General features: G+C 45.0%; 19 protein-coding genes. 18 read left to right on the top strand and 1 reads right to left on the bottom strand.

From position 1 onward, the window contains the following. Window positions 1-150 precede the first annotated feature (150 nt). The 9 genes from AB5916_RS03875 to rpsA all read left to right on the top strand — a co-directional run bounded on the left by AB5916_RS03875 (window position 151) and on the right by rpsA (window position 9,408). Window positions 151-1,587: an acyl-CoA carboxylase subunit beta gene (locus tag AB5916_RS03875; protein ID WP_368189321.1), complete on the top strand. Its 1,437-nt coding sequence runs from the start codon at window positions 151-153 to the stop codon at window positions 1,585-1,587. A 14-nt stretch (window positions 1,588-1,601) separates the two neighbouring features. Beyond that, window positions 1,602-2,336: an OadG family protein gene (locus tag AB5916_RS03870; RefSeq protein WP_368189320.1), complete on the top strand. Its 735-nt coding sequence runs from the start codon at window positions 1,602-1,604 to the stop codon at window positions 2,334-2,336. A gap of 19 nt (window positions 2,337-2,355) precedes the next feature. After that, complete coding sequence (locus tag AB5916_RS03865) at window positions 2,356-2,736, top strand: biotin/lipoyl-binding carrier protein (RefSeq protein WP_368189319.1); 381 nt, start codon at window positions 2,356-2,358, stop codon at window positions 2,734-2,736. A 16-nt stretch (window positions 2,737-2,752) separates the two neighbouring features. Further along, window positions 2,753-3,901 (top strand): sodium ion-translocating decarboxylase subunit beta, encoded by a 1,149-nt coding sequence (locus AB5916_RS03860; RefSeq protein ID WP_158420340.1) that lies wholly within the window; start codon window positions 2,753-2,755, stop codon window positions 3,899-3,901. A gap of 29 nt (window positions 3,902-3,930) precedes the next feature. Then, a complete protein-coding gene (locus AB5916_RS03855) occupies window positions 3,931-5,343 on the top strand; it encodes an oxaloacetate decarboxylase subunit alpha (RefSeq protein ID WP_158420341.1) in 1,413 nt (470 codons plus the stop codon). A 185-nt stretch (window positions 5,344-5,528) separates the two neighbouring features. Then, complete coding sequence (locus AB5916_RS03850; RefSeq protein WP_368189317.1) at window positions 5,529-6,761, top strand: NAD(P)/FAD-dependent oxidoreductase; 1,233 nt, start codon at window positions 5,529-5,531, stop codon at window positions 6,759-6,761. Between the two features lie 40 nt (window positions 6,762-6,801). Beyond that, window positions 6,802-7,473 (top strand): (d)CMP kinase, encoded by a 672-nt coding sequence (gene cmk, locus AB5916_RS03845; protein ID WP_158420343.1) that lies wholly within the window; start codon window positions 6,802-6,804, stop codon window positions 7,471-7,473. Continuing rightward, the gene (ispH, locus tag AB5916_RS03840) at window positions 7,473-8,339 is read left to right on the top strand and encodes a 4-hydroxy-3-methylbut-2-enyl diphosphate reductase (RefSeq protein ID WP_368189315.1); all 867 of its coding nucleotides are present in this window, start codon (window positions 7,473-7,475) and stop codon (window positions 8,337-8,339) included. Before cmk ends, ispH begins: the two co-directional genes overlap by 1 nt. Next, complete coding sequence (gene rpsA / locus AB5916_RS03835) at window positions 8,320-9,408, top strand: 30S ribosomal protein S1 (protein WP_158420345.1); 1,089 nt, start codon at window positions 8,320-8,322, stop codon at window positions 9,406-9,408. The genes ispH and rpsA overlap by 20 nt, the downstream gene beginning before the upstream one ends. 202 nt (window positions 9,409-9,610) lie before the next feature. Here the strand turns inward: rpsA and AB5916_RS03830 are convergent, their stop codons facing one another. Continuing rightward, window positions 9,611-10,615, bottom strand: coding sequence for a ribonuclease H-like domain-containing protein (locus AB5916_RS03830; RefSeq protein WP_368189314.1), 1,005 nt, complete (start codon window positions 10,613-10,615; stop codon window positions 9,611-9,613). A 136-nt stretch (window positions 10,616-10,751) separates the two neighbouring features. Here AB5916_RS03830 and AB5916_RS03825 point away from each other — a divergent pair, with 136 nt between their 5' ends. The 9 genes from AB5916_RS03825 to ruvB all read left to right on the top strand — a co-directional run bounded on the left by AB5916_RS03825 (window position 10,752) and on the right by ruvB (window position 18,501). Next, a complete protein-coding gene (locus AB5916_RS03825) occupies window positions 10,752-11,624 on the top strand; it encodes a putative ABC transporter permease (protein WP_368189312.1) in 873 nt (290 codons plus the stop codon). Window positions 11,625-11,651: 27 nt separating this feature from the next. Continuing rightward, window positions 11,652-12,968 carry an electron transport complex subunit RsxC gene (gene rsxC / locus AB5916_RS03820; protein WP_158420348.1) on the top strand — a complete coding sequence of 439 codons (1,317 nt, stop codon included), beginning with the start codon at window positions 11,652-11,654 and terminating at the stop codon, window positions 12,966-12,968. A 14-nt stretch (window positions 12,969-12,982) separates the two neighbouring features. Beyond that, entirely contained in the window at window positions 12,983-13,963 is a 981-nt protein-coding gene (locus AB5916_RS03815; RefSeq protein WP_368189311.1) for an RnfABCDGE type electron transport complex subunit D, read from the top strand. Beyond that, complete coding sequence (locus tag AB5916_RS03810; RefSeq protein WP_368189310.1) at window positions 13,956-14,582, top strand: RnfABCDGE type electron transport complex subunit G; 627 nt, start codon at window positions 13,956-13,958, stop codon at window positions 14,580-14,582. The genes AB5916_RS03815 and AB5916_RS03810 overlap by 8 nt, the downstream gene beginning before the upstream one ends. After that, a complete protein-coding gene (rsxE, locus tag AB5916_RS03805; protein ID WP_158420351.1) occupies window positions 14,582-15,304 on the top strand; it encodes an electron transport complex subunit RsxE in 723 nt (240 codons plus the stop codon). The genes AB5916_RS03810 and rsxE overlap by 1 nt, the downstream gene beginning before the upstream one ends. Beyond that, the gene (rsxA, locus tag AB5916_RS03800; protein ID WP_158420352.1) at window positions 15,301-15,876 is read left to right on the top strand and encodes an electron transport complex subunit RsxA; all 576 of its coding nucleotides are present in this window, start codon (window positions 15,301-15,303) and stop codon (window positions 15,874-15,876) included. Before rsxE ends, rsxA begins: the two co-directional genes overlap by 4 nt. 12 nt (window positions 15,877-15,888) lie before the next feature. Further along, entirely contained in the window at window positions 15,889-16,680 is a 792-nt protein-coding gene (locus tag AB5916_RS03795) for an RnfABCDGE type electron transport complex subunit B (protein ID WP_173726594.1), read from the top strand. Window positions 16,681-16,863: 183 nt separating this feature from the next. Continuing rightward, window positions 16,864-17,472 carry a Holliday junction branch migration protein RuvA gene (gene ruvA, locus AB5916_RS03790; RefSeq protein ID WP_158420354.1) on the top strand — a complete coding sequence of 203 codons (609 nt, stop codon included), beginning with the start codon at window positions 16,864-16,866 and terminating at the stop codon, window positions 17,470-17,472. A 24-nt stretch (window positions 17,473-17,496) separates the two neighbouring features. Next, a complete protein-coding gene (gene ruvB / locus AB5916_RS03785; protein WP_368189309.1) occupies window positions 17,497-18,501 on the top strand; it encodes a Holliday junction branch migration DNA helicase RuvB in 1,005 nt (334 codons plus the stop codon). The last annotated feature ends 51 nt before the right edge of the window (window positions 18,502-18,552 follow it).

Genomic DNA, 18,552 nt, shown 5'->3' with positions numbered 1-18,552 from the left:
AAAGATTCCTGCAGGGAACTTTTTGCAAGGCTCTTTTTTGCTGTTTCAGTATAAAAAGACTTGAAAAAAAGGTTGAAAAATTGTACAATTACAATCGGCAGATTTTTTGGTTATACTTTTAAATTTTTATAAAACGGAGGGCAAATAAGAATGAGTAATGCAACACAAAGCTTAGCAGGCAAAAGAATTACTTCTTTGCTTGATGCAAACAGTTTTGTTGAGATCGGCCAAAGTGTGACAGCCAGAAGTACTGATTTCAACTTAGCTGAAAAAAAAGCACCTTCTGACGGAGTTATTACCGGATATGGTGTCATTGACGGGAATCTGGTTTATGTATACAGCCAGGATGTATCCGTATTAAACGGTACAGTTGGCGAGATGCATGCCAAGAAGATCACCAGACTTTATGACCTTGCCATTAAGACAGGCGCACCGGTGATCGGCCTGATCGATTGTGCAGGACTTCGTCTTCAGGAAGCTACCGATGCACTGGAGGCTTTTGGAGAGATCTACTTCAAACAGACTCTGGCATCCGGAGTGATTCCTCAGGTTACAGGTATTTTCGGTACTTGCGGTGGAGGTATGGCTGTTGTTCCGGCGCTTACTGATTTTACTTTTATAGAGAGCAAAAAAGGAAAAATGTTTGTGAATTCCCCAAATGCACTGGAAGGCAATCACATTGACAAATGTGATACATCTGATGCTGCATTCCAGAGCAGTGAGACAGGACTGATCGACGGAGTTGGCACCGAAGAAGAGATCCTTGAGAAGATCCGTGAGCTGATTTCCTACCTGCCGTCTAATAATGAGGATTCTGATGCATATATGGAGTGCACAGATGACCTGAACCGTGTATGTGAGGATATTGCAAACTGCACAGGAGATACTGCTATTGCACTTTCAAGGATTGCTGACAATGAGCAATTCTTTGAGATCAAACCAGACTTCGGCAAAGATATTGCAGCAGGATTTATCCGTCTGAACGGAGCTACTGTAGGTGCTGTTGCCAACAGAAGCGAGATCTATGATGCACAGGACAACAAGTCCGAAGAGTTAGACGGAAGCCTTTCTGCAAGAGGCGCAAGAAAAGCAGCAGATTTTGTGAAATTCTGCGATGCTTTCCAGATTCCTGTACTTACTCTTACCAATGTAACAGGCTTTAAAGCAGACAAATGCAACGAAAGAACTCTTGCAGCTTCTCTTGGACAGCTGGTACATGCTTTTGCAGATGCAACTGTACCGAAGGTTAACGTGATCATCGGCAAAGCATTCGGAAGCGCTTATACAGTGATGAACAGTAAAGCCCTTGGTGCAGATATGGTTTATGCATGGGAAGATGCACAGATCGGTATGATGGACGCATCCCTGGCAGCCAAGATCATGTATGCAGGTGCAGATGCAGCTACATTGAATGAGAAGGCAGCTCAGTACAAAGAACTTCAGTCCAGCGTTGAGTCTGCTGCACAGAGAGGATATGTAGATACCATTATCAGCCCTGCAGACACAAGAAAATATGTGATTGGTGCATTTGAGATGCTTTTCACAAAAAGAGAAGCACGTCCGTCCAAGAAACACACAACGGTCTAAGTGAGGTGGAGCATATGAAAGGTATTTTTAAGAAAGTATCCTGCTTCTGCGCTTCGATCTTATGTGCGGCAGCCCTTGTACTGGGTACAGCCGGAGCTGTATGGGCAGATGTGGATGATACGCTGAAGCAGCAGATGATCACAACTGCAGAAGGCCTGACCCAGACCATTGTCCAGCTGACAGATGATCAGGTAGAGGCTTATTCCAAGTCCAGTGACAGCTTTACTACCAGTGCTATGACAGCATGGGCTAGTGCAAAGGATGAGCTTGGAACCATGAAAGAGGATCAGAAGGATGCCGGAGAGACAGACTTCTCTGAGGCAAATGGTGAGTATACCATTACTGTTCCTGTAGCATTTGAAAAATCAGATGCAAAGTTTGTATACGTATTTAATGAGTCTGGTGCTCCTACATCTGTAAATGTGGACATCCAATATTCAATGAGTGATACACTGAAAAGAGCTGCAATGAATACAGTGATGGGTCTTGCTACCGTATTTGGAGTTCTGTTTTTCCTGATGTTTGTGATCTGGCTGTTCCATTTTATTCCCAATGGCAGCAAGAAAAAAGCAGAAGCACCGACACAGGCTCCTTCACAGGCACCAGTAGCAGCACCTGTTGTTGAAGAAACAGCAGACGATGGTGAATTGGTTGCAGTGATCGCAGCTGCTATTGCTGCTGCAGAGGGCACCAGCACAGACAGTTTTGTTGTACGTTCTATCCGCAAAGTTAATCGTAAGAAATGGTAAATAACAGGAGGATTTCAAAATGAAAAATTATACAATCACAGTTAATGGAACTGCATATGATGTAACCGTAGAAGAGAATGGAAGTGCAGCACCGGCAGCAGCTCCAAGAGCAGCAGCACCGGCACCGAAGGCAGCACCGGCACCAAAGGCAGCACCGGCACCGAAAGCAGCAGCTGCTGGTGCAGGTTCCGTAAAGGTAGCAGCACAGGTGCCTGGAAAAGTATTAAAGATCGTTGCATCTGTAGGACAGGCTGTTAAATCCGGTGACAGCATTGTAATCGTTGAGTCCATGAAGATGGAGATTCCGGTAGTAGCTCCACAGGACGGAACAGTTGCAAGTATTGATGTGGCAGAAGGTGCCTCTGTTGAAAATGGAGATACCCTTGCAACATTAAACTAAGTCGGGAGGTATTCAGATGTCTTATGTAACAGATACTTTGTCCAACCTGCTTCACCAGACAGCATTTTTTAATCTGACATGGGGCAATTACCTGATGATCGTGGTTGCATGCGTATTCCTTTATCTGGCTATTGCAAAGGGATTTGAACCGCTTCTTCTGGTTCCCATCGCATTTGGTATGCTTTTGGTTAATATTTATCCGGATATTATGGCTAATCCGGAAGATATGTCCAATGGTGTAGGTGGACTTCTTCACTATTTTTACATTTTGGATGAGTGGAGTATTTTACCATCCCTTATTTTCATGGGTGTAGGTGCGATGACAGATTTTGGTCCGCTGATCGCCAATCCTAAGAGCTTTATCATGGGTGCAGCTGCACAGCTTGGTATTTATGTTGCTTACTTCCTTGCCATCTTCCTTGGCTTCAACGGAAAGGCAGCAGCAGCTATTTCCATTATCGGCGGTGCAGATGGTCCTACATCTATTTTCCTTGCAGGTAAGCTGGGACAGTCCTCATTGATGGGACCTATCGCTGTGGCGGCATATTCCTATATGTCCCTTGTGCCTATCATCCAGCCTCCGATCATGAAGTTGTTTACAACAGAAGAAGAGCGTAAGATCAGAATGGATCAGCTTCGTCCTGTATCCAAGCTTGAGAAGATCCTCTTCCCAATCGTGATCACCATCGTAGTATGTATGATTCTTCCTACCACAGCTCCTCTTGTAGGTATGCTGATGCTTGGTAACCTGTTCAGAGAGTCTGGCGTTGTAAAACAGCTGACAGAGACAGCATCCAATGCTTTGATGTACATCGTAGTTATCCTTCTGGGTACTTCTGTAGGTGCATCTACAAGTGCTGAAGCATTCCTCAATGTTGCTACACTGAAGATCGTAGTTCTTGGTCTTGTGGCATTTGCATTTGGTACATTTGGCGGTGTTATGCTTGGTAAGCTTATGTGCAAGCTTTCCGGCGGCAAGATCAATCCGTTGATCGGTTCTGCAGGTGTATCCGCTGTGCCTATGGCTGCCCGTGTATCCCAGAAGGTTGGTGCAGAGGCAGATCCTACCAACTTCCTTCTCATGCATGCTATGGGACCCAATGTGGCAGGTGTTATCGGTACAGCAGTAGCAGCCGGTACATTTATGGCTATTTATGGAGTTTAATATTTTAGAATAATATAAGGAGTACAATCATGGCAGAAATTGAAAAAAAACCTGTTAAAATTGTGGAAACCATTCTCCGTGATGCACATCAGTCCCTGATCGCAACACGTATGACCACAGAACAGATGCTTCCCATTGTTGATAAACTGGATCAGGTTGGCTATCACGCAGTAGAGTGCTGGGGTGGTGCTACCTATGATGCCTGCCTTCGTTTTCTGAAAGAGGATCCGTGGGACAGACTTCGTAAATTACGTGACGGATTCAAAAATACAAAGCTGCAGATGCTTTTCCGTGGACAGAATATCCTTGGATATCGTCCATATGCAGATGATGTGGTAGAGTATTTTGTACAGAAATCCCTTGCAAATGGTATTGATATCATCCGTATTTTTGACTGTATGAATGATCTTCGTAATCTTCAGACAGCAGTTAAGGCTGCTAACAAAGAAAAAGGCCATGCACAGGTAGCTCTTTCCTATACACTGGGTGATGCTTATACAATGGAATACTGGACAACCATGGCAAAACGTATCGAGGAGATGGGCGCTGATTCCATCTGCATCAAGGATATGGCTGGTCTTCTTCTTCCATACAAGGCTACAGAGCTTGTAACAGCCCTGAAAGAGACTGTAAAGATCCCCATCGATCTTCATACACATTACACTTCAGGTGTTGCTTCCATGACATATCTGAAGGCTGTTGAGGCTGGTGTAGATATTATTGATACAGCTATGTCTCCGTTTGCACTTGGTACTTCCCAGCCAGCAACAGAGGTTATGGTTGAAACCTTTAAGGGCACACCATATGACACAGGATTTGACCAGAAGCTTCTGGCTGAGATTGCTGATTACTTCCGCCCAATGCGTGATGAAGCTCTTGACAGCGGCCTTCTCAATCCTAAGAACCTTGGCGTAAATATCAAGACTCTTCTGTATCAGGTACCAGGCGGTATGCTTTCTAACCTGACCTCTCAGCTGAAGGAACAGCATGCAGAAGACAAATTCTATGATGTTCTGGAAGAGGTTCCACGTGTTCGTAAAGATCTTGGTGAGCCGCCGCTTGTTACTCCGTCATCCCAGATCGTTGGTACCCAGGCTGTATTCAACGTGATCCTTGGCGAGAGATACAAGATGGTAACAAAAGAGACAAAGGATGTACTCTCCGGTAAATATGGTGCTACAGCAAAACCGTTTAACGAAGAAGTACAGAAGAAGTGCATCGGCGATACAACACCGATCACATGCCGTCCGGCTGACCTTCTTGACAATGAGCTGGATAAGCTTGAAAGCGAGATGGCACAGTATAAGGAGCAGGATGAGGATGTTCTGTCCTATGCACTGTTCCCGCAGGTTGCAACTGAGTTCTTCAAATATCGTCAGGCTCAGGAAACAAAGGTTGATGAAACAAAAGCAGATACAAAGAACGGAGCATATCCGGTATAATGAAATGATGTAACGCTTCAGTTACAGAATACATTTCGCAGCTTTGCAGATTGATAAGGGGGTGGGGTATAAGCAGGCATAAGTTTGCAGGCTTATACAACAACCCCTTACTTTTTATAGGTAGTGATGGTTCCAACAGGCCATATCACCATACTGAGACACAGAAAACAGAAAGTTGAGAATTTATGAGCAGAGTTTTGATCATAGGCGGCGGTGCTGCAGGGATGATGGCAGGCGTTCATGCCGGAAGACTGGGGCATCAGGTTCATATCCTGGAGAAAAATGAAAAACTAGGGAAAAAATTATATATTACAGGAAAAGGCAGGTGTAATGTTACAAATGCCTGTGATGTGGAAGAGCTTTTTCCTGCAATGATGAGTAATGGAAAGTTTCTGTACAGCGCATTTTATACTTACACCAATCAGGATGTATATACCTTCTTTGAAGAAGCAGGGGTGCCTTTAAAGGTAGAACGGGGAGGCAGGGTTTTTCCTGTGTCAGACCATTCTTCAGATATTATCCGAGCCCTGGAAAAAGAACTGAAAAAGGCAGGCGTACAGATTCATTTGAATACGAAGGTAAAAGAACTGCAGTTTCATGATGACCATGTGGAAGGCGTGATCCTTGATCATGGGAAAGTATTGGAAGCGGATGCAGTGATTATTGCTACAGGAGGCTTATCTTACCCGGCTACCGGTTCCACAGGTGATGGGTATCGCTTTGCTAAAGATGCAGGACATACCATTGCCAGACTTTCCCCATCACTTGTTCCACTGAAGACCAAGGAAGATTATATTCCCATGATGCAGGGGCTTTCCTTGAAGAACACACAGCTTACTGTGAAATCAGGCAAAAAGGTGGTTTACCAGGACTTTGGGGAGATGATGTTTACTCATTTTGGCGTAACCGGCCCTATGATTCTTTCCGCTAGTGCGCATCTGGGCAGATATCTGGACAAGGGAGAAGAACTGAAAGGATATCTGGATCTGAAGCCTGCTCTTTCAAATGAGCAGTTGGATGCCAGAGTTCTCCGGGAATTTGAAGGTGGACAGAACCGACAGTTTAAAAATGTGATCGGGCATATGTTTCCTTCTTCCCTTACCCCTGTTATGCTGCTTCTTGGCGGGATTCCGGGAGATAAAGTGATCCATGATATATCCAGGGAGGAAAGGATGCATTTTGAAGAGGTAGTGAAAGCATTTCCTTTTACCATAACCGGTATGGGTGAGTTTAAGGAGGCAATCATCACCAGAGGCGGCGTTTCTGTAAAGGAGATAGTCCCACAGACAATGGAATCAAAGAAAATGAAAGGCTTATATTTTGCAGGAGAGGTACTGGATCTTGATGGCGTTACCGGTGGCTACAATCTTCAGATCGCCTGGTCTACCGCTTATCTGGCAGCACAGGCCATCCCGTAAAATTGAATGAATTAGATGGTTACAAGGAGGGAACTTGAAAATGGGTTTTAATATAGCCATTGACGGCCCGGCAGGTGCCGGAAAAAGTACAATTGCCAGGGCTGTGGCAAAAGAGCTTTCTTTTATCTACGTAGATACAGGAGCTATGTACCGGGCTGTAGCATTATATCTTATGGAGCTTGGCATCACTGCTGAGCAGAAAGACCAGATCAGTGAAAAATGCCAGGATGCCCATGTTTCTATCCGTTATGTGGATGGGGAACAGCAGGTATGGCTGAATGACAGGGATGTGAGCAGCCAGATCCGTAAAGAAGAAGTGGGTAATATGGCTTCTGTGGTTTCCGCAGTCCCGGCAGTACGCCAGCATCTGTTCCAGCTTCAGCGTTCTCTGGCAGCAGAGAATAATGTGGTTATGGATGGAAGGGATATTGGTACTACCATACTTCCGGATGCACAGGTAAAAATCTTCCTTACTGCCAGCGTAGAAACACGAGGGAAAAGACGTGCCCTGGAGTTGGAAGCCAAGGGAGAAAAACACAGTATTGAAGAAATCTGCCAGGATATCCGCGACAGGGATCACAGGGATATGACGCGGGAAATCTCACCCCTTCGTCAGGCAGAGGACGGAGTGCTTGTGGATTCCTCAGATATGACCATTTCTCAGGTAGTACAGCGGATCCTGGATATTTACCGGGAAAAGGCGGAAGACTAATGAAAGTAGTAACTGCAAAGACAGCAGGCTTTTGTTTTGGCGTGCAAAGGGCTGTTGATAAGGTATATGAGCTGATCAGCCAGAATGTGGCACCGATTTATACTCTAGGACCGATCATCCATAATGAGGGTGTGGTGGAAGACCTGGAGACAAAAGGAGTCCAGGTGATCCAGGAAGACCAGCTGGAGACGATTCAGGAAGGAACTGTGGTGATCCGATCCCATGGTGTGGGGAAGAATGTATACGACAGGATCAAAGCACAGGGTCTGGATTATGTAGATGCCACCTGTCCTTTTGTACTGAAGATCCATCGGATCGTAGAGAGAGAAAGCCTGGCAGGATCACAGATCGTGATCATTGGTGATCGTGAGCATCCGGAAGTGCAGGGGATCTGCGGCTGGTGCACAGGACCTTTCACCGTGATCCGTAACAAGGAAGATGCAGATCAATTTGTACCAATTATGGGTAAAAAGATCTGTGTTGTGTCTCAGACGACATTTAATTACAACAAATTTAAAGATTTAGTTGAAATTCTTAGGAAAAAGAGGTATGATAATACTGTTTTAAATATTCTCAATATTTTAAACACTATTTGTAATGCTACCGAAGAACGGCAGAAAGAAGCAAAACACATAGCCGGAGAGGTAGACACTATGCTGGTTGTTGGCGGCCGACATAGTTCCAATACTCAAAAGCTGTTTGAAATATGTAAAAAGGAATGTGAAAATACTTACTATATACAAACACCTGTAGACTTGGATTCTGAAATGTTCCAATGCAGTAGTTATGTAGGTATTACAGCAGGGGCTTCCACCCCAAAGAAAATTATTGAGGAGGTTCAAGAACATGTCAGAATTAAGTTTTGAACAAATGCTGGAAGATTCCGTAAAAACTATTAGGAATGGAGAGATTGTACAGGGTACTGTCATTGATGTGAAAGAGGACGAGATCATTCTGAATATCGGCTATAAAGCAGACGGTATCATTACAAAGAGCGAGTACTCTAATGATGCAAATGTTGTATTAACAGAAGTTGTTCATCCAGGTGATACAATGGAAGCAAAGGTACTGAAAGTTAATGATGGTGAAGGTCAGGTTATCCTCACATACAAGAGACTTGCAGCAGAGAAAGGCAACAAGCGCCTTGAAGAGGCATTTGAGAGCCAGGAAGTTCTCAAAGCACCTGTAACACAGGTACTTGATGGCGGTTTATGCGTGAATGTTGAGGAGACAAGAGTATTTATTCCTGCCAGCCTGGTATCTGACACATATGAGAAGGATCTGTCCAAATATGCAGGACAGGAGATCGAGTTTGTGATCACTGAGTTTAATCCTAGAAGACGTCGTATTATTGGTAATCGCAAGCAGCTTCTGGTTGCTGAGAAGGCTCAGAAACAGAAAGAGCTTATGGAGAAGATCCATGTTGGCGATAAGGTAGAAGGCGTTGTTAAGAATGTTACAGATTTCGGTGCATTTATTGATCTTGGCGGAGCTGACGGACTTCTTCACATCTCTGAGATGTCCTGGGGCAGAGTTGAGAATCCTAAGAAAGTATTCACAGTTGGAGAGAAGCTGACTGTTCTGATCAAAGATATCAATGGTGACAAGATTGCCCTTTCTCTGAAGTTCCCTGAGGAGAATCCATGGCTTACAGCAGATGAGAAATTTGCAGTAGGTAATGTAGTAACTGGCAAGGTTGCACGTATGACAGACTTTGGTGCATTTGTTGAACTTGCACCTGGTGTTGACGCTCTTCTTCATGTATCACAGATTTCCCGTGAGCATGTTGCAAAGCCATCTGATGTATTATCCATCGGTCAGGAGATCACAGCAAAGGTTGTTGATTTTAATGGCGAGGACAAGAAGATCAGCCTTAGCATGAAAGCACTTGAGAGTGCTGCTCCTGCAGAGGAGGAAGAGCCGGTAGAAGAATAATCTATCTGCTGCTGCCAGGCAAGTTGCTTGGGACGAAGCAAACAGTATCGATCATTTGACACTGATGCTTTGCTCATACAAAGAGATTAATACAAAGAAATAATTAACCGCAGTTAAATCAGTTGAGTGTTCATCTGGTTTGACTGCGGTTTTTGTATGGCTTTTTGCATGATCAAAGAGAATTTGTAAGCGTTATTCTGCATTAATGAATGGTTTGAATGATCCAGGGCAAAGTGTGCTCCAGGTATTTTTTCTGAATGGCCGGATCTGTAAGAAAAGCGCCTGTGCAGTCAAACCAGGTATAACAGTTGTTTTTGGTGGCTGGCTTTCGCAAGCTTTTGTCCATAAAGCGGGTCAGGCTTTTGGGCATTATGGTATCTTCTCCTGGAATATAATCATATTCCTTGTAATTCATATAATATTGTCTGGCTTTGCCCTGATAAGTATTTATCAGGATACGAACTTTTTTCCCTTCTCCTGTTATATAAAAATCCTGAATTTTGTTGGAAAAGGCAACAGGAAGGGGATAAGGAAGCTCAAGCGAAAGGATAAGATTGTCCGATGTACAGGTAAGATCCGTGCATGTGTATCTGCCATCAAGAAGACAGAGATAGGCCATCATTTCATAGACGCTGCCAAGTCCGAGAAGGTCTTCCTGGTTGTGTCCAAGCAAAGAGGAAAGAAGTGCCGGATCCTGGTTTTTGATGTAATCTTTGTATAAATGGATACATTCTCCTCCGTTACAGTACTGTCTGGCGGAAATACCAAGGAAATTTTCCATCTGCTCCTGCTTCATGCCAGGAAGCTTCAGAAGGGCCTTCACAGGCTTTAATTTCTTATATAGATCAACAGAAGAAAGTTCTGTAAAAGGATTTTCCATCTGATGGGCTGCCAGCCGTGCTTCAAGATAAGGCTGGTCAAACTGATCCCCATTATACTGGATGGAGCAGGTAAAAGGCTTAAGGAAGGATGAAAAAGCAGTGAGAATTTCTTCTTCCTGCTGTGGGGATTCGCCCATCCACTGACACATCTGCCAGGTTTCACCGGTATAATAGATAACTCCAATCAAATATAAAAAAGTGGAATTTCGTGATAGTCCGGTGGTTTCGATATCATAAAAAACAGGGTTGAAATCAGAGGTTTGACCGGTTGAAATTGATAATTTTCTGACACACTCAAAGTCTGGAAAACCTTGTAAAATCGGCATTTTTTTAACAATCATTGATCTCGTTCCTTTTTATGTATTTTTATTTATTATAAACAAATTTTTTTGAAAATGGTAGTGAATTTTTTCATAAAATGAGTTATAGTAATAAAAAGATAAAGTTGTGAAAGGGGAGCATATGTGGAGTTTGACAATTAGAGGCATAGACATGTATCATCTTGTCAGCTGGTTTTTTATATACAGCTTTTTAGGCTGGCTTTGGGAGACCTGCTATGTGTCTGCAAAGGAAGGGGAATGGGTGAACCGTGGTTTTATTAATGGCCCTTTTTGTACGATTTACGGATGTGGTGCCCTGGCTGTTTATCTGGTGCTGTATCCGTTTCAGGAGAACCTGCTGATTCTGTACTTTGGAGGCGTTATCGTGGCTACTGCCCTGGAGTATGTAACTGCTGTGCTGATGGAGAACATTTTCCATACTTCTTGGTGGGATTATAGCGATAAGAAGTTTAATTTCCAGGGTCGGATCTGCTTGGGAGCTTCCGTCGGGTGGGGATTTTTTACAGTGGGGTTATTTAAGATCCTTCATCCGGCAGTAGAGAAGATCGTTGCTCTTTATCCTCAGAGGGTGGGAGAGATTGTGATTTATGTGATCGTAGTTGTATACGCAGTGGATTTTTGCTTTTCTGCAGCAGCAGCTTTCCATTTGCGAGATCGCATTCCGGCATGGGAGCAGGCTCTGGAGCAGATGCAGGGAGAACTTTTGCTGAAAGGCAGGCAGAAGATGGATGCCTTGGAAGAGTCTATGGGGGTTACAAGGCAGGCACTGAAAGAGAAAATATCCTTAAAGCCGGATTATCCGGCAGTACTTGTGGAGCTTGAGAAGAAAAGGGCTGCCATCATGGCTGACATCAACAAAGAGCTTCGGAAATACAAAGAAAGTATGGCCGGTAAATTTGGTCATAATATAAAACGTTTCGTGAAGTCATATCCGAATCTGAACAGAGGTTACAAGCTGCACAGAAAAGAACGGCAGGAACACGAAGCTAAATAAAATAAACTGGAGGAGGCAATAAAGAGTATGGGATTTTTAACCTTTAAAGGCGGCGTGCATCCTTTTGACGGAAAAGACATGTCAAAAGAATGTCCTACAGAAAAGTATCTGCCTAAAGGAGAACTGGTATATCCGGTTTCCCAGCATATCGGTGCACCGGCCAAGCCGCTGGTAACTAAAGGAGATCATGTGCTGGCAGGTCAGGTCATTGCTGAAGCAGGCGGTTTTGTATCTGCCCCTGTGCATGCATCCGTATCCGGTACAGTAAAGGGGATTGAGCCACGGTTGACCTCGACTGGTTCTATGGTCAGTTCCATTATCATTGAGAATGACGGAGAATATAAAGAAGCAGAATTCGTGCCAGCCAGACTGGAAGATCTGTCCAGAGAAGAGATCCTGGACAGGATCCGTGAAGGCGGCGTTGTGGGTATGGGCGGTGCAGGCTTTCCCACCCAGGTCAAGCTGTCTCCTAAGGATCCTGATAAGATCGAATATATCCTGGTGAACGGGGCAGAATGTGAGCCTTACATTACCAGTGATTACCGCAGGATGATGGACGAGCCGCAGAAGGTGGTGGACGGGCTGAGGATCGTGCTTACCCTTTTTGAACATGCCAAGGGCTGCATCTGTATTGAGGATAATAAGCCGGACTGCATCCGGAAGATGAAGGAGTTGGTACAGGATATTCCACGGATCGAAGTAAAAGAACTGATGACAAAATATCCTCAGGGTGGTGAGCGTACTTTGATCTATGCAGTGACTGGCAGAGAGATCAATTCTTCCATGCTCCCGGCAGATGTGGGGTGTGTGGTTGATAACGTAGAGACCATGGTAGCTATCTGTAATGCTGTACTGCTGGGACGCCCGGTTATGAGCAGGATCATTACCATTACAGGTGACGGTATCAGCCATCCTGCACATTATGAAGTGCTTACCGGTACCAATGTGGAGGAGCTGGTGCAGGCAGCCGGCGGTTTGAAAGACAATGTTAAAAAAGTGATCAGTGGTGGTCCAATGATGGGATTTGCCATGTTTGATTTGCATGTACCCTGTACAAAGACAAGCTCCGCACTTCTTTGTATGGCAGAGGATCCTGCTTCCGAATCAGAAGCTACTGCATGTATTAACTGCGGACGATGCGTAAAAGTCTGTCCCGGGCATGTAATGCCTTCAAGACTGGCAACACTTGCAGAACATGGGGATCTGGAAGGCTTCCAGAAGATGGATGGTATGGAATGCTGTGAATGTGGATGCTGCAGTTACATTTGTCCTGCAAAGCGTCCGCTGACCCAAAGCATTAAGTCCATGCGTAAGATTGTTCTTGCAAACCGTAGAAAGAAATAGAGGGGGCATACATTATGGGAGAAATGTTACATGTGTCATCCAATCCTCATGTAAGAGACAGGATGACAACAGCAAAAATAATGCAGATGGTATTTGTGGCACTGCTTCCGGCAGCTGCAGTAGGTGTATGGAATTTTGGACTTAGGGCTCTCCTTGTGCTGTGTGTGTCTGTTTTGTCAGCAGTCTGTTCAGAGTGGGTTTACGATCATTTCATGCATAAACCTAACACAGTAAAGGATTGGAGTGCAGCTGTTACAGGACTTTTGCTTGGCATGAATATGCCGGTTTCCATTCCTTTATGGATACCGGTGCTTGGAAGTGTTTTTGCAATTATTGTTGTAAAGCAGCTGTTTGGAGGATTAGGACAGAACTTTATGAATCCTGCTCTGGCTGCCAGATGTTTCCTGTTGATTTCTTTTTCTGCAAGGATGACAGACTTTTCTGTTTCAGACAGTTTTAAGGGAGTGGTGGATACTGTGACAGGTGCTACACCACTGGCAGCATTAAAGGATCATGGGTTTGTTTCTGGGTCTGTTCCTATCAGGAATCTTTTTGTGGGAAATATACAGGGAACCATTGGCGAGACTTCTGCACTGGCGATCCTTTTGGGTGCAGTGATCCTTCTTACCTTTAAGGTGATCGATCTGAAGATCCCGCTTACATATCTGGGTACATTTTCTGTTTTTGTAGTCCTGTACCTTTGCTTTTGGGGAAAGGGCTTTGATATGAATTATCTGCTTAGTGAACTGTTTTCCGGCGGTCTGATGCTAGGTGCATGGTTCATGGCAACTGATTATGTAACATCGCCGATCACGCAAAAGGGGCAGTATGTATACGGTATCTGTCTGGGTATTGTTACCGGTGTGTTCCGCCTGTTTGGCGCTTCAGCAGAGGGTGTTTCCTATGCGATCATTTTCTGCAATCTTCTTGTGCCGCAGATCGAACGTTTTACCTGTCCTACCGCCTTTGGAAAAGGAGGGAAAAAACATGAGTAACAGAATCGTAAAAGATGCCATTGCCCTGACTGTGATCACACTGATCTCAGGTCTTCTCCTGGGATTGGTTCATGATATTACTGCGGATCCTATTGCAAAGCAGGAAGCCAAAGAAAAGTCAGAGGCCTATAAAGCTGTTTTTGCAGATGCAGCTTCTTTTGAAACTTTAACCGATACAGAGGATCCGGATCTGGAAGCTTATCTGGATGATCAGGGATATCAAGGTGAAAGCATCAACGAAGTGATGCTTGCAAAGGATGATTCAGGTAATGTCCTTGGTTATGCGTTTACCATTACCACATCTGAAGGATATGGCGGAGATATTAAATTTGCTATGGGAGTAAAGGACGATGGTACTATGACAGGTATTTCCTTCCTTTCTATCAGCGAGACTGCAGGCATGGGTATGCGTGCAGATACGGACGACTTTAAAGACCAGTTCAAGGACAGAAAGACAGAGAAGATCACATATACCAAGACCGGAGCAGCCGGGGCTGATCAGATCGATGCATTAAGCGGTGCTACTATTACTACAAATGCCATGACAAACGGCGTAAATGCCGGACTGTGTGCTTATCGTTATGAGATGCAGCTGGCAGGAGAGGGGGACAATCAGTGATGAAACAGAATTCGCCTTCAGAACGGCTTTATAACGGAATCATAAAAGAAAACCCTACATTTGTGCTGCTGCTGGGCATGTGTCCAACACTGGCAATCACCACCTCAGCTGTGAATGGTATTGGTATGGGGCTTACCACCACAGTGATCCTGGCGGCCTCCAATCTGATGATCTCCCTTCTGCGTAATTTCATTCCAGACAGAGTCAGGATGCCCGCATATATTGTTGTAGTTGCTTCTTTTGTTACAATTGTTCAGATGCTTCTCCAGGGCTTTATACCAACCCTTTATTCTTCCCTTGGTATTTACATTCCGCTGATCGTGGTAAACTGTATCATCCTTGGAAGGGCAGAGGCCTATGCATCCAAGAATCCGCCGGTTGCATCCCTGTTTGACGGCATTGGTATGGGACTTGGTTTCACGGTAAGTATTACCTGCATCGGCGCAGTGAGGGAGCTGATTGGCGCAGGTGCTCTTTTCGGACATCAGATCATCCCACTGGCAGATGCGGCAGGTAAAGGCGGTTATCAGCCGGTTACCATCTTTGTTCTTGCACCAGGTGCATTTTTTGTACTTGCAGCCCTTTCGGCCATCCAGAATAAATTTAAGATTGGTGCTGCAAAGCGGGGAATCGATCCAAGTAATTCCGGTTCCGGATGCGGCGGCGGATGTGCTGCCTGCGGCAATACCATGTGCAGTGGGAAGGGAGGCAAAGAATCATGAAAGAAATGCTTTTGATCATTGTAAGTGCAGCGCTTGTTAATAATGTGGTACTTAGCCAATTCCTTGGGCTTTGTGCATTCCTTGGTGTGTCTAAGACTACAAATACAGCTGCTGGAATGGGCGGCGCTGTTATTTTTGTTATCACATTGTCTTCCTTTGTTACAAGCCTGATCTACAAGTTCATTCTTGTACCGCTGGATCTGACCTATCTGCAGACCATCGTATTTATCCTGATCATTGCAGCACTGGTACAGTTTGTGGAGATGTTTCTGAAAAAAAACATGACGGCCCTCTATAAGGCCCTGGGTGTGTATCTTCCGCTGATTACTACTAACTGTGCAGTTCTTGGTGTGGCCCTGATCAATGTACAGAAGGATTACGGGATCCTTCAGGGAACTGTAAACGGCTTTGCCACTGCAGTGGGATTTACGATCTCCATTGTACTTATGGCCGGTATCCGTGAGAAAATTGCATATAACAACATTCCAAAGTCATTCCAGGGCTTTCCTATCGTGCTGATCACAGCCGGTCTTATGGCCATTGCATTCTTTGGATTTTCCGGACTGATTTAAGGAGGGTGTAAGATGAATATTGGGGCGATTGTAACAGCAACTGTACTCGTTGCCCTTGTTGGCCTTTTTATTGGTATTTTCCTTGGGGCTGCAGGGAAGAAGTTTGCTGTGGAAGTAGATGAAAAAGAAGTTGCGATCCGGGAGGCCCTTCCTGGGAATAACTGTGGTGGATGCGGATATCCGGGCTGTGACGGTCTTGCAGCTGCCATTGCAAAAGGAGAGGCGCCAGTGAACCGTTGTCCGGTAGGCGGCGAACCGGTAGGCAAGATCATTGCCGGTATTATGGGACAGGAAGCAGGAGAAAGTATCCGCCAGACTGCATATGTAAAGTGCAAAGGTACCTGTGATAAAACAAAGGATTATTATCAGTATACCGGCGTGGAAGACTGCGAGATGATGGCTTTTGTGCCAAATGGCGGCGCTAAGATGTGCACTTATGGCTGCCTTGGCTTTGGAAGCTGCGTAAAGGTCTGTCCTTTTGATGCTATCCATGTGATCGATGGTGTGGCAGTGGTGGACCGGGAAGCCTGTAAAGCCTGTGGGAAGTGTGTGGCAAAGTGTCCAAGACATCTGATCCAGCTGATTCCATACGAACAGCAGATTTTTGTGGGATGCAGTTCCCATGCAAAGGGTAAAGCAGTAACTTCTGCTTGTGATGTAGGCTGTATTGGCTGTAAGAAATGCGAGAAGACCTGCCCGAATGGAGCTATCACTGTAACAGATTTCTGCGCACAGATCGATCCTGACAAATGTACGGGATGCGGTCAATGTAAAGAAGTCTGTCCAAGAGGGATCATCCGGTAATCCTAACAAAATAGCTGTAACATGAAAGACCGTCCTGCTAAGCTGTGGGGCGGTCTTTCATATGAATTCAGGGATTGAGAAACTTGAGCCGGATTTGTCTGCTTTGTTTTATCGAATGGATGTTTGCACTTTTTCCTGACCTGTGGTATGATAAAACAAATTTATGGATTTAAGGAGCACTTCATGATTTCATTTGTTAAGGGAAAAGCAGCAGATATGACAGAAACATCTGTGATCCTTGAGAATCATGGCATTGGCTATGAGATCTTTATGACAGGAAATGACCTTTCCAGGATCCATATGGGTGAAGAATATAAAATACATACGTATTTCCAGGTGAGGGAAGATGCTATGGTTCTTTTTGGATTTCTTCAGAAAGATGATCTTTCTATGTTCAGGCTTTTGCTTGGGGTGAATGGCATTGGCCCCAAGGGAGCTTTGGGAGTTCTGTCCGGCCTGTCTGCAGATGAACTAAGATTCGCCATTCTGGCAGATGATGCCAAGACTGTTTCTAAGGCTCCTGGCATCGGGAAAAAGACTGCCCAGAAACTGATCCTGGAACTTCGTGATAAGTTAAGCCTTGAAGAAGCCTTTGAACAGAAGCTGTCCCATGAGACCGCAGGGATAGTGGTATCCTCAGACGGCATGACGGATGCCAAAAGAGAAGCGGTAGAAGCATTGACAGCCTTGGGATACAGCAGCACAGAGGCTTATGCGGCAGTGCGATCTGTTGCAGGGGTGGATCTGGAGAATGTGGAAGAGATTCTGAAAGCAGCTCTTAAGAATTTCTGACGTCAGATAAGGGGAATATAAGAAATGGAGAACAGGATCATTACCACAGATGTAACAGAAGAAGACTATACGCTGGAAGGAAGCCTTCGTCCAAGAACCCTGGAGGAGTACATCGGACAGGAAAAAACCAAAAATACCCTGCGGATATACATAGAAGCAGCAAAGCAAAGACATGATGCTTTGGATCACGTATTGTTTTACGGTCCTCCGGGACTTGGAAAGACTACACTTTCCGGTATTATTGCCAATGAAATGGGCACCCACCTGAAGGTGACGTCAGGGCCGGCTATTGAGAAGCCGGGTGAGATGGCAGCTATACTGAATAATCTTCAGGAAGGGGATGTATTGTTTGTAGATGAAATCCACAGGCTGAACCGGCAGGTGGAGGAGGTTCTTTATCCTGCTATGGAGGACTTTGCCATTGATATTATGATCGGTAAGGGGGCGTCGGCCAGATCCATCCGTCTGGATCTTCCCAGGTTTACACTGGTAGGAGCCACCACAAGGGCAGGCCTTTTATCGGCACCTTTACGGGATCGTTTTGGGGTGGTGCATCATCTGGAGTTTTACAGCCAGCAGGAGCTGACAACTATTGTAATTCGTTCTGCACAGGTACTTGGAGTAGAAATTGATCCAAAGGGAGCTGCTGAGATTGCCAAGCGATCCAGAGGTACTCCCCGTCTTGCTAACCGCCTTTTGAAAAGGGTCAGGGATTTTGCTCAGGTAAAATATGACGGAAGGATCACACTGGAAGTGGCGAATTTTGCACTGGACTTGTTAGAAGTGGATTCCTATGGACTGGATAAGCTGGATCGACGGATCCTTCAGACTATGATCCGTAATTTTCAGGGAGGTCCTGTGGGTCTGGAAACACTGGCAGCAGCCTTAGGAGAAGATGCAGGTACACTGGAGGATGTATATGAGCCTTATCTTCTGCAGAATGGATTTCTTGGAAGAACCCCAAGAGGGCGTATTGCAACTGCCGCAGCTTATGAACATCTGGGGTATCCCATACCATCCGAAAAATAATGCTATACATTTTTACACATTTCGATTATAATAGAACGGCAGAAGTGCCAA

Source organism: Blautia sp. 1033sp1_1033st1_G9_1033SCRN_220408 (genome assembly GCF_040929965.1).
Classification (GTDB): domain Bacteria; phylum Bacillota; class Clostridia; order Lachnospirales; family Lachnospiraceae; genus Blautia_A; species Blautia_A ammoniilytica.
This window is presented reverse-complemented; position numbering and strand designations above follow the sequence as displayed.

Bases quoted from the DNA above. Each gene is read 5' to 3' on its own strand.
- ispH (WP_368189315.1), top strand. From the start codon at position 7,473: ATGAAAGTAGTAACTGCAAAGACAGCAGGCTTTTGTTTTGGCGTGCAA.
- AB5916_RS03870 (WP_368189320.1), top strand. From the start codon at position 1,602: ATGAAAGGTATTTTTAAGAAAGTATCCTGCTTCTGCGCTTCGATCTTA.
- ruvB (WP_368189309.1), top strand. From the start codon at position 17,497: ATGGAGAACAGGATCATTACCACAGATGTAACAGAAGAAGACTATACG.
- AB5916_RS03810 (WP_368189310.1), top strand. From the start codon at position 13,956: ATGAGTAACAGAATCGTAAAAGATGCCATTGCCCTGACTGTGATCACA.
- rsxC (WP_158420348.1), top strand. From the start codon at position 11,652: ATGGGATTTTTAACCTTTAAAGGCGGCGTGCATCCTTTTGACGGAAAA.
- AB5916_RS03875 (WP_368189321.1), top strand. From the start codon at position 151: ATGAGTAATGCAACACAAAGCTTAGCAGGCAAAAGAATTACTTCTTTG.
- cmk (WP_158420343.1), top strand. From the start codon at position 6,802: ATGGGTTTTAATATAGCCATTGACGGCCCGGCAGGTGCCGGAAAAAGT.
- rsxA (WP_158420352.1), top strand. From the start codon at position 15,301: ATGAAAGAAATGCTTTTGATCATTGTAAGTGCAGCGCTTGTTAATAAT.
- ruvA (WP_158420354.1), top strand. From the start codon at position 16,864: ATGATTTCATTTGTTAAGGGAAAAGCAGCAGATATGACAGAAACATCT.
- AB5916_RS03855 (WP_158420341.1), top strand. From the start codon at position 3,931: ATGGCAGAAATTGAAAAAAAACCTGTTAAAATTGTGGAAACCATTCTC.
- AB5916_RS03825 (WP_368189312.1), top strand. From the start codon at position 10,752: ATGTGGAGTTTGACAATTAGAGGCATAGACATGTATCATCTTGTCAGC.
- AB5916_RS03795 (WP_173726594.1), top strand. From the start codon at position 15,889: ATGAATATTGGGGCGATTGTAACAGCAACTGTACTCGTTGCCCTTGTT.
- AB5916_RS03860 (WP_158420340.1), top strand. From the start codon at position 2,753: ATGTCTTATGTAACAGATACTTTGTCCAACCTGCTTCACCAGACAGCA.
- AB5916_RS03830 (WP_368189314.1), bottom strand. From the start codon at position 10,615: ATGCCGATTTTACAAGGTTTTCCAGACTTTGAGTGTGTCAGAAAATTA.
- rpsA (WP_158420345.1), top strand. From the start codon at position 8,320: ATGTCAGAATTAAGTTTTGAACAAATGCTGGAAGATTCCGTAAAAACT.
- AB5916_RS03815 (WP_368189311.1), top strand. From the start codon at position 12,983: ATGGGAGAAATGTTACATGTGTCATCCAATCCTCATGTAAGAGACAGG.
- AB5916_RS03865 (WP_368189319.1), top strand. From the start codon at position 2,356: ATGAAAAATTATACAATCACAGTTAATGGAACTGCATATGATGTAACC.
- AB5916_RS03850 (WP_368189317.1), top strand. From the start codon at position 5,529: ATGAGCAGAGTTTTGATCATAGGCGGCGGTGCTGCAGGGATGATGGCA.
- rsxE (WP_158420351.1), top strand. From the start codon at position 14,582: ATGAAACAGAATTCGCCTTCAGAACGGCTTTATAACGGAATCATAAAA.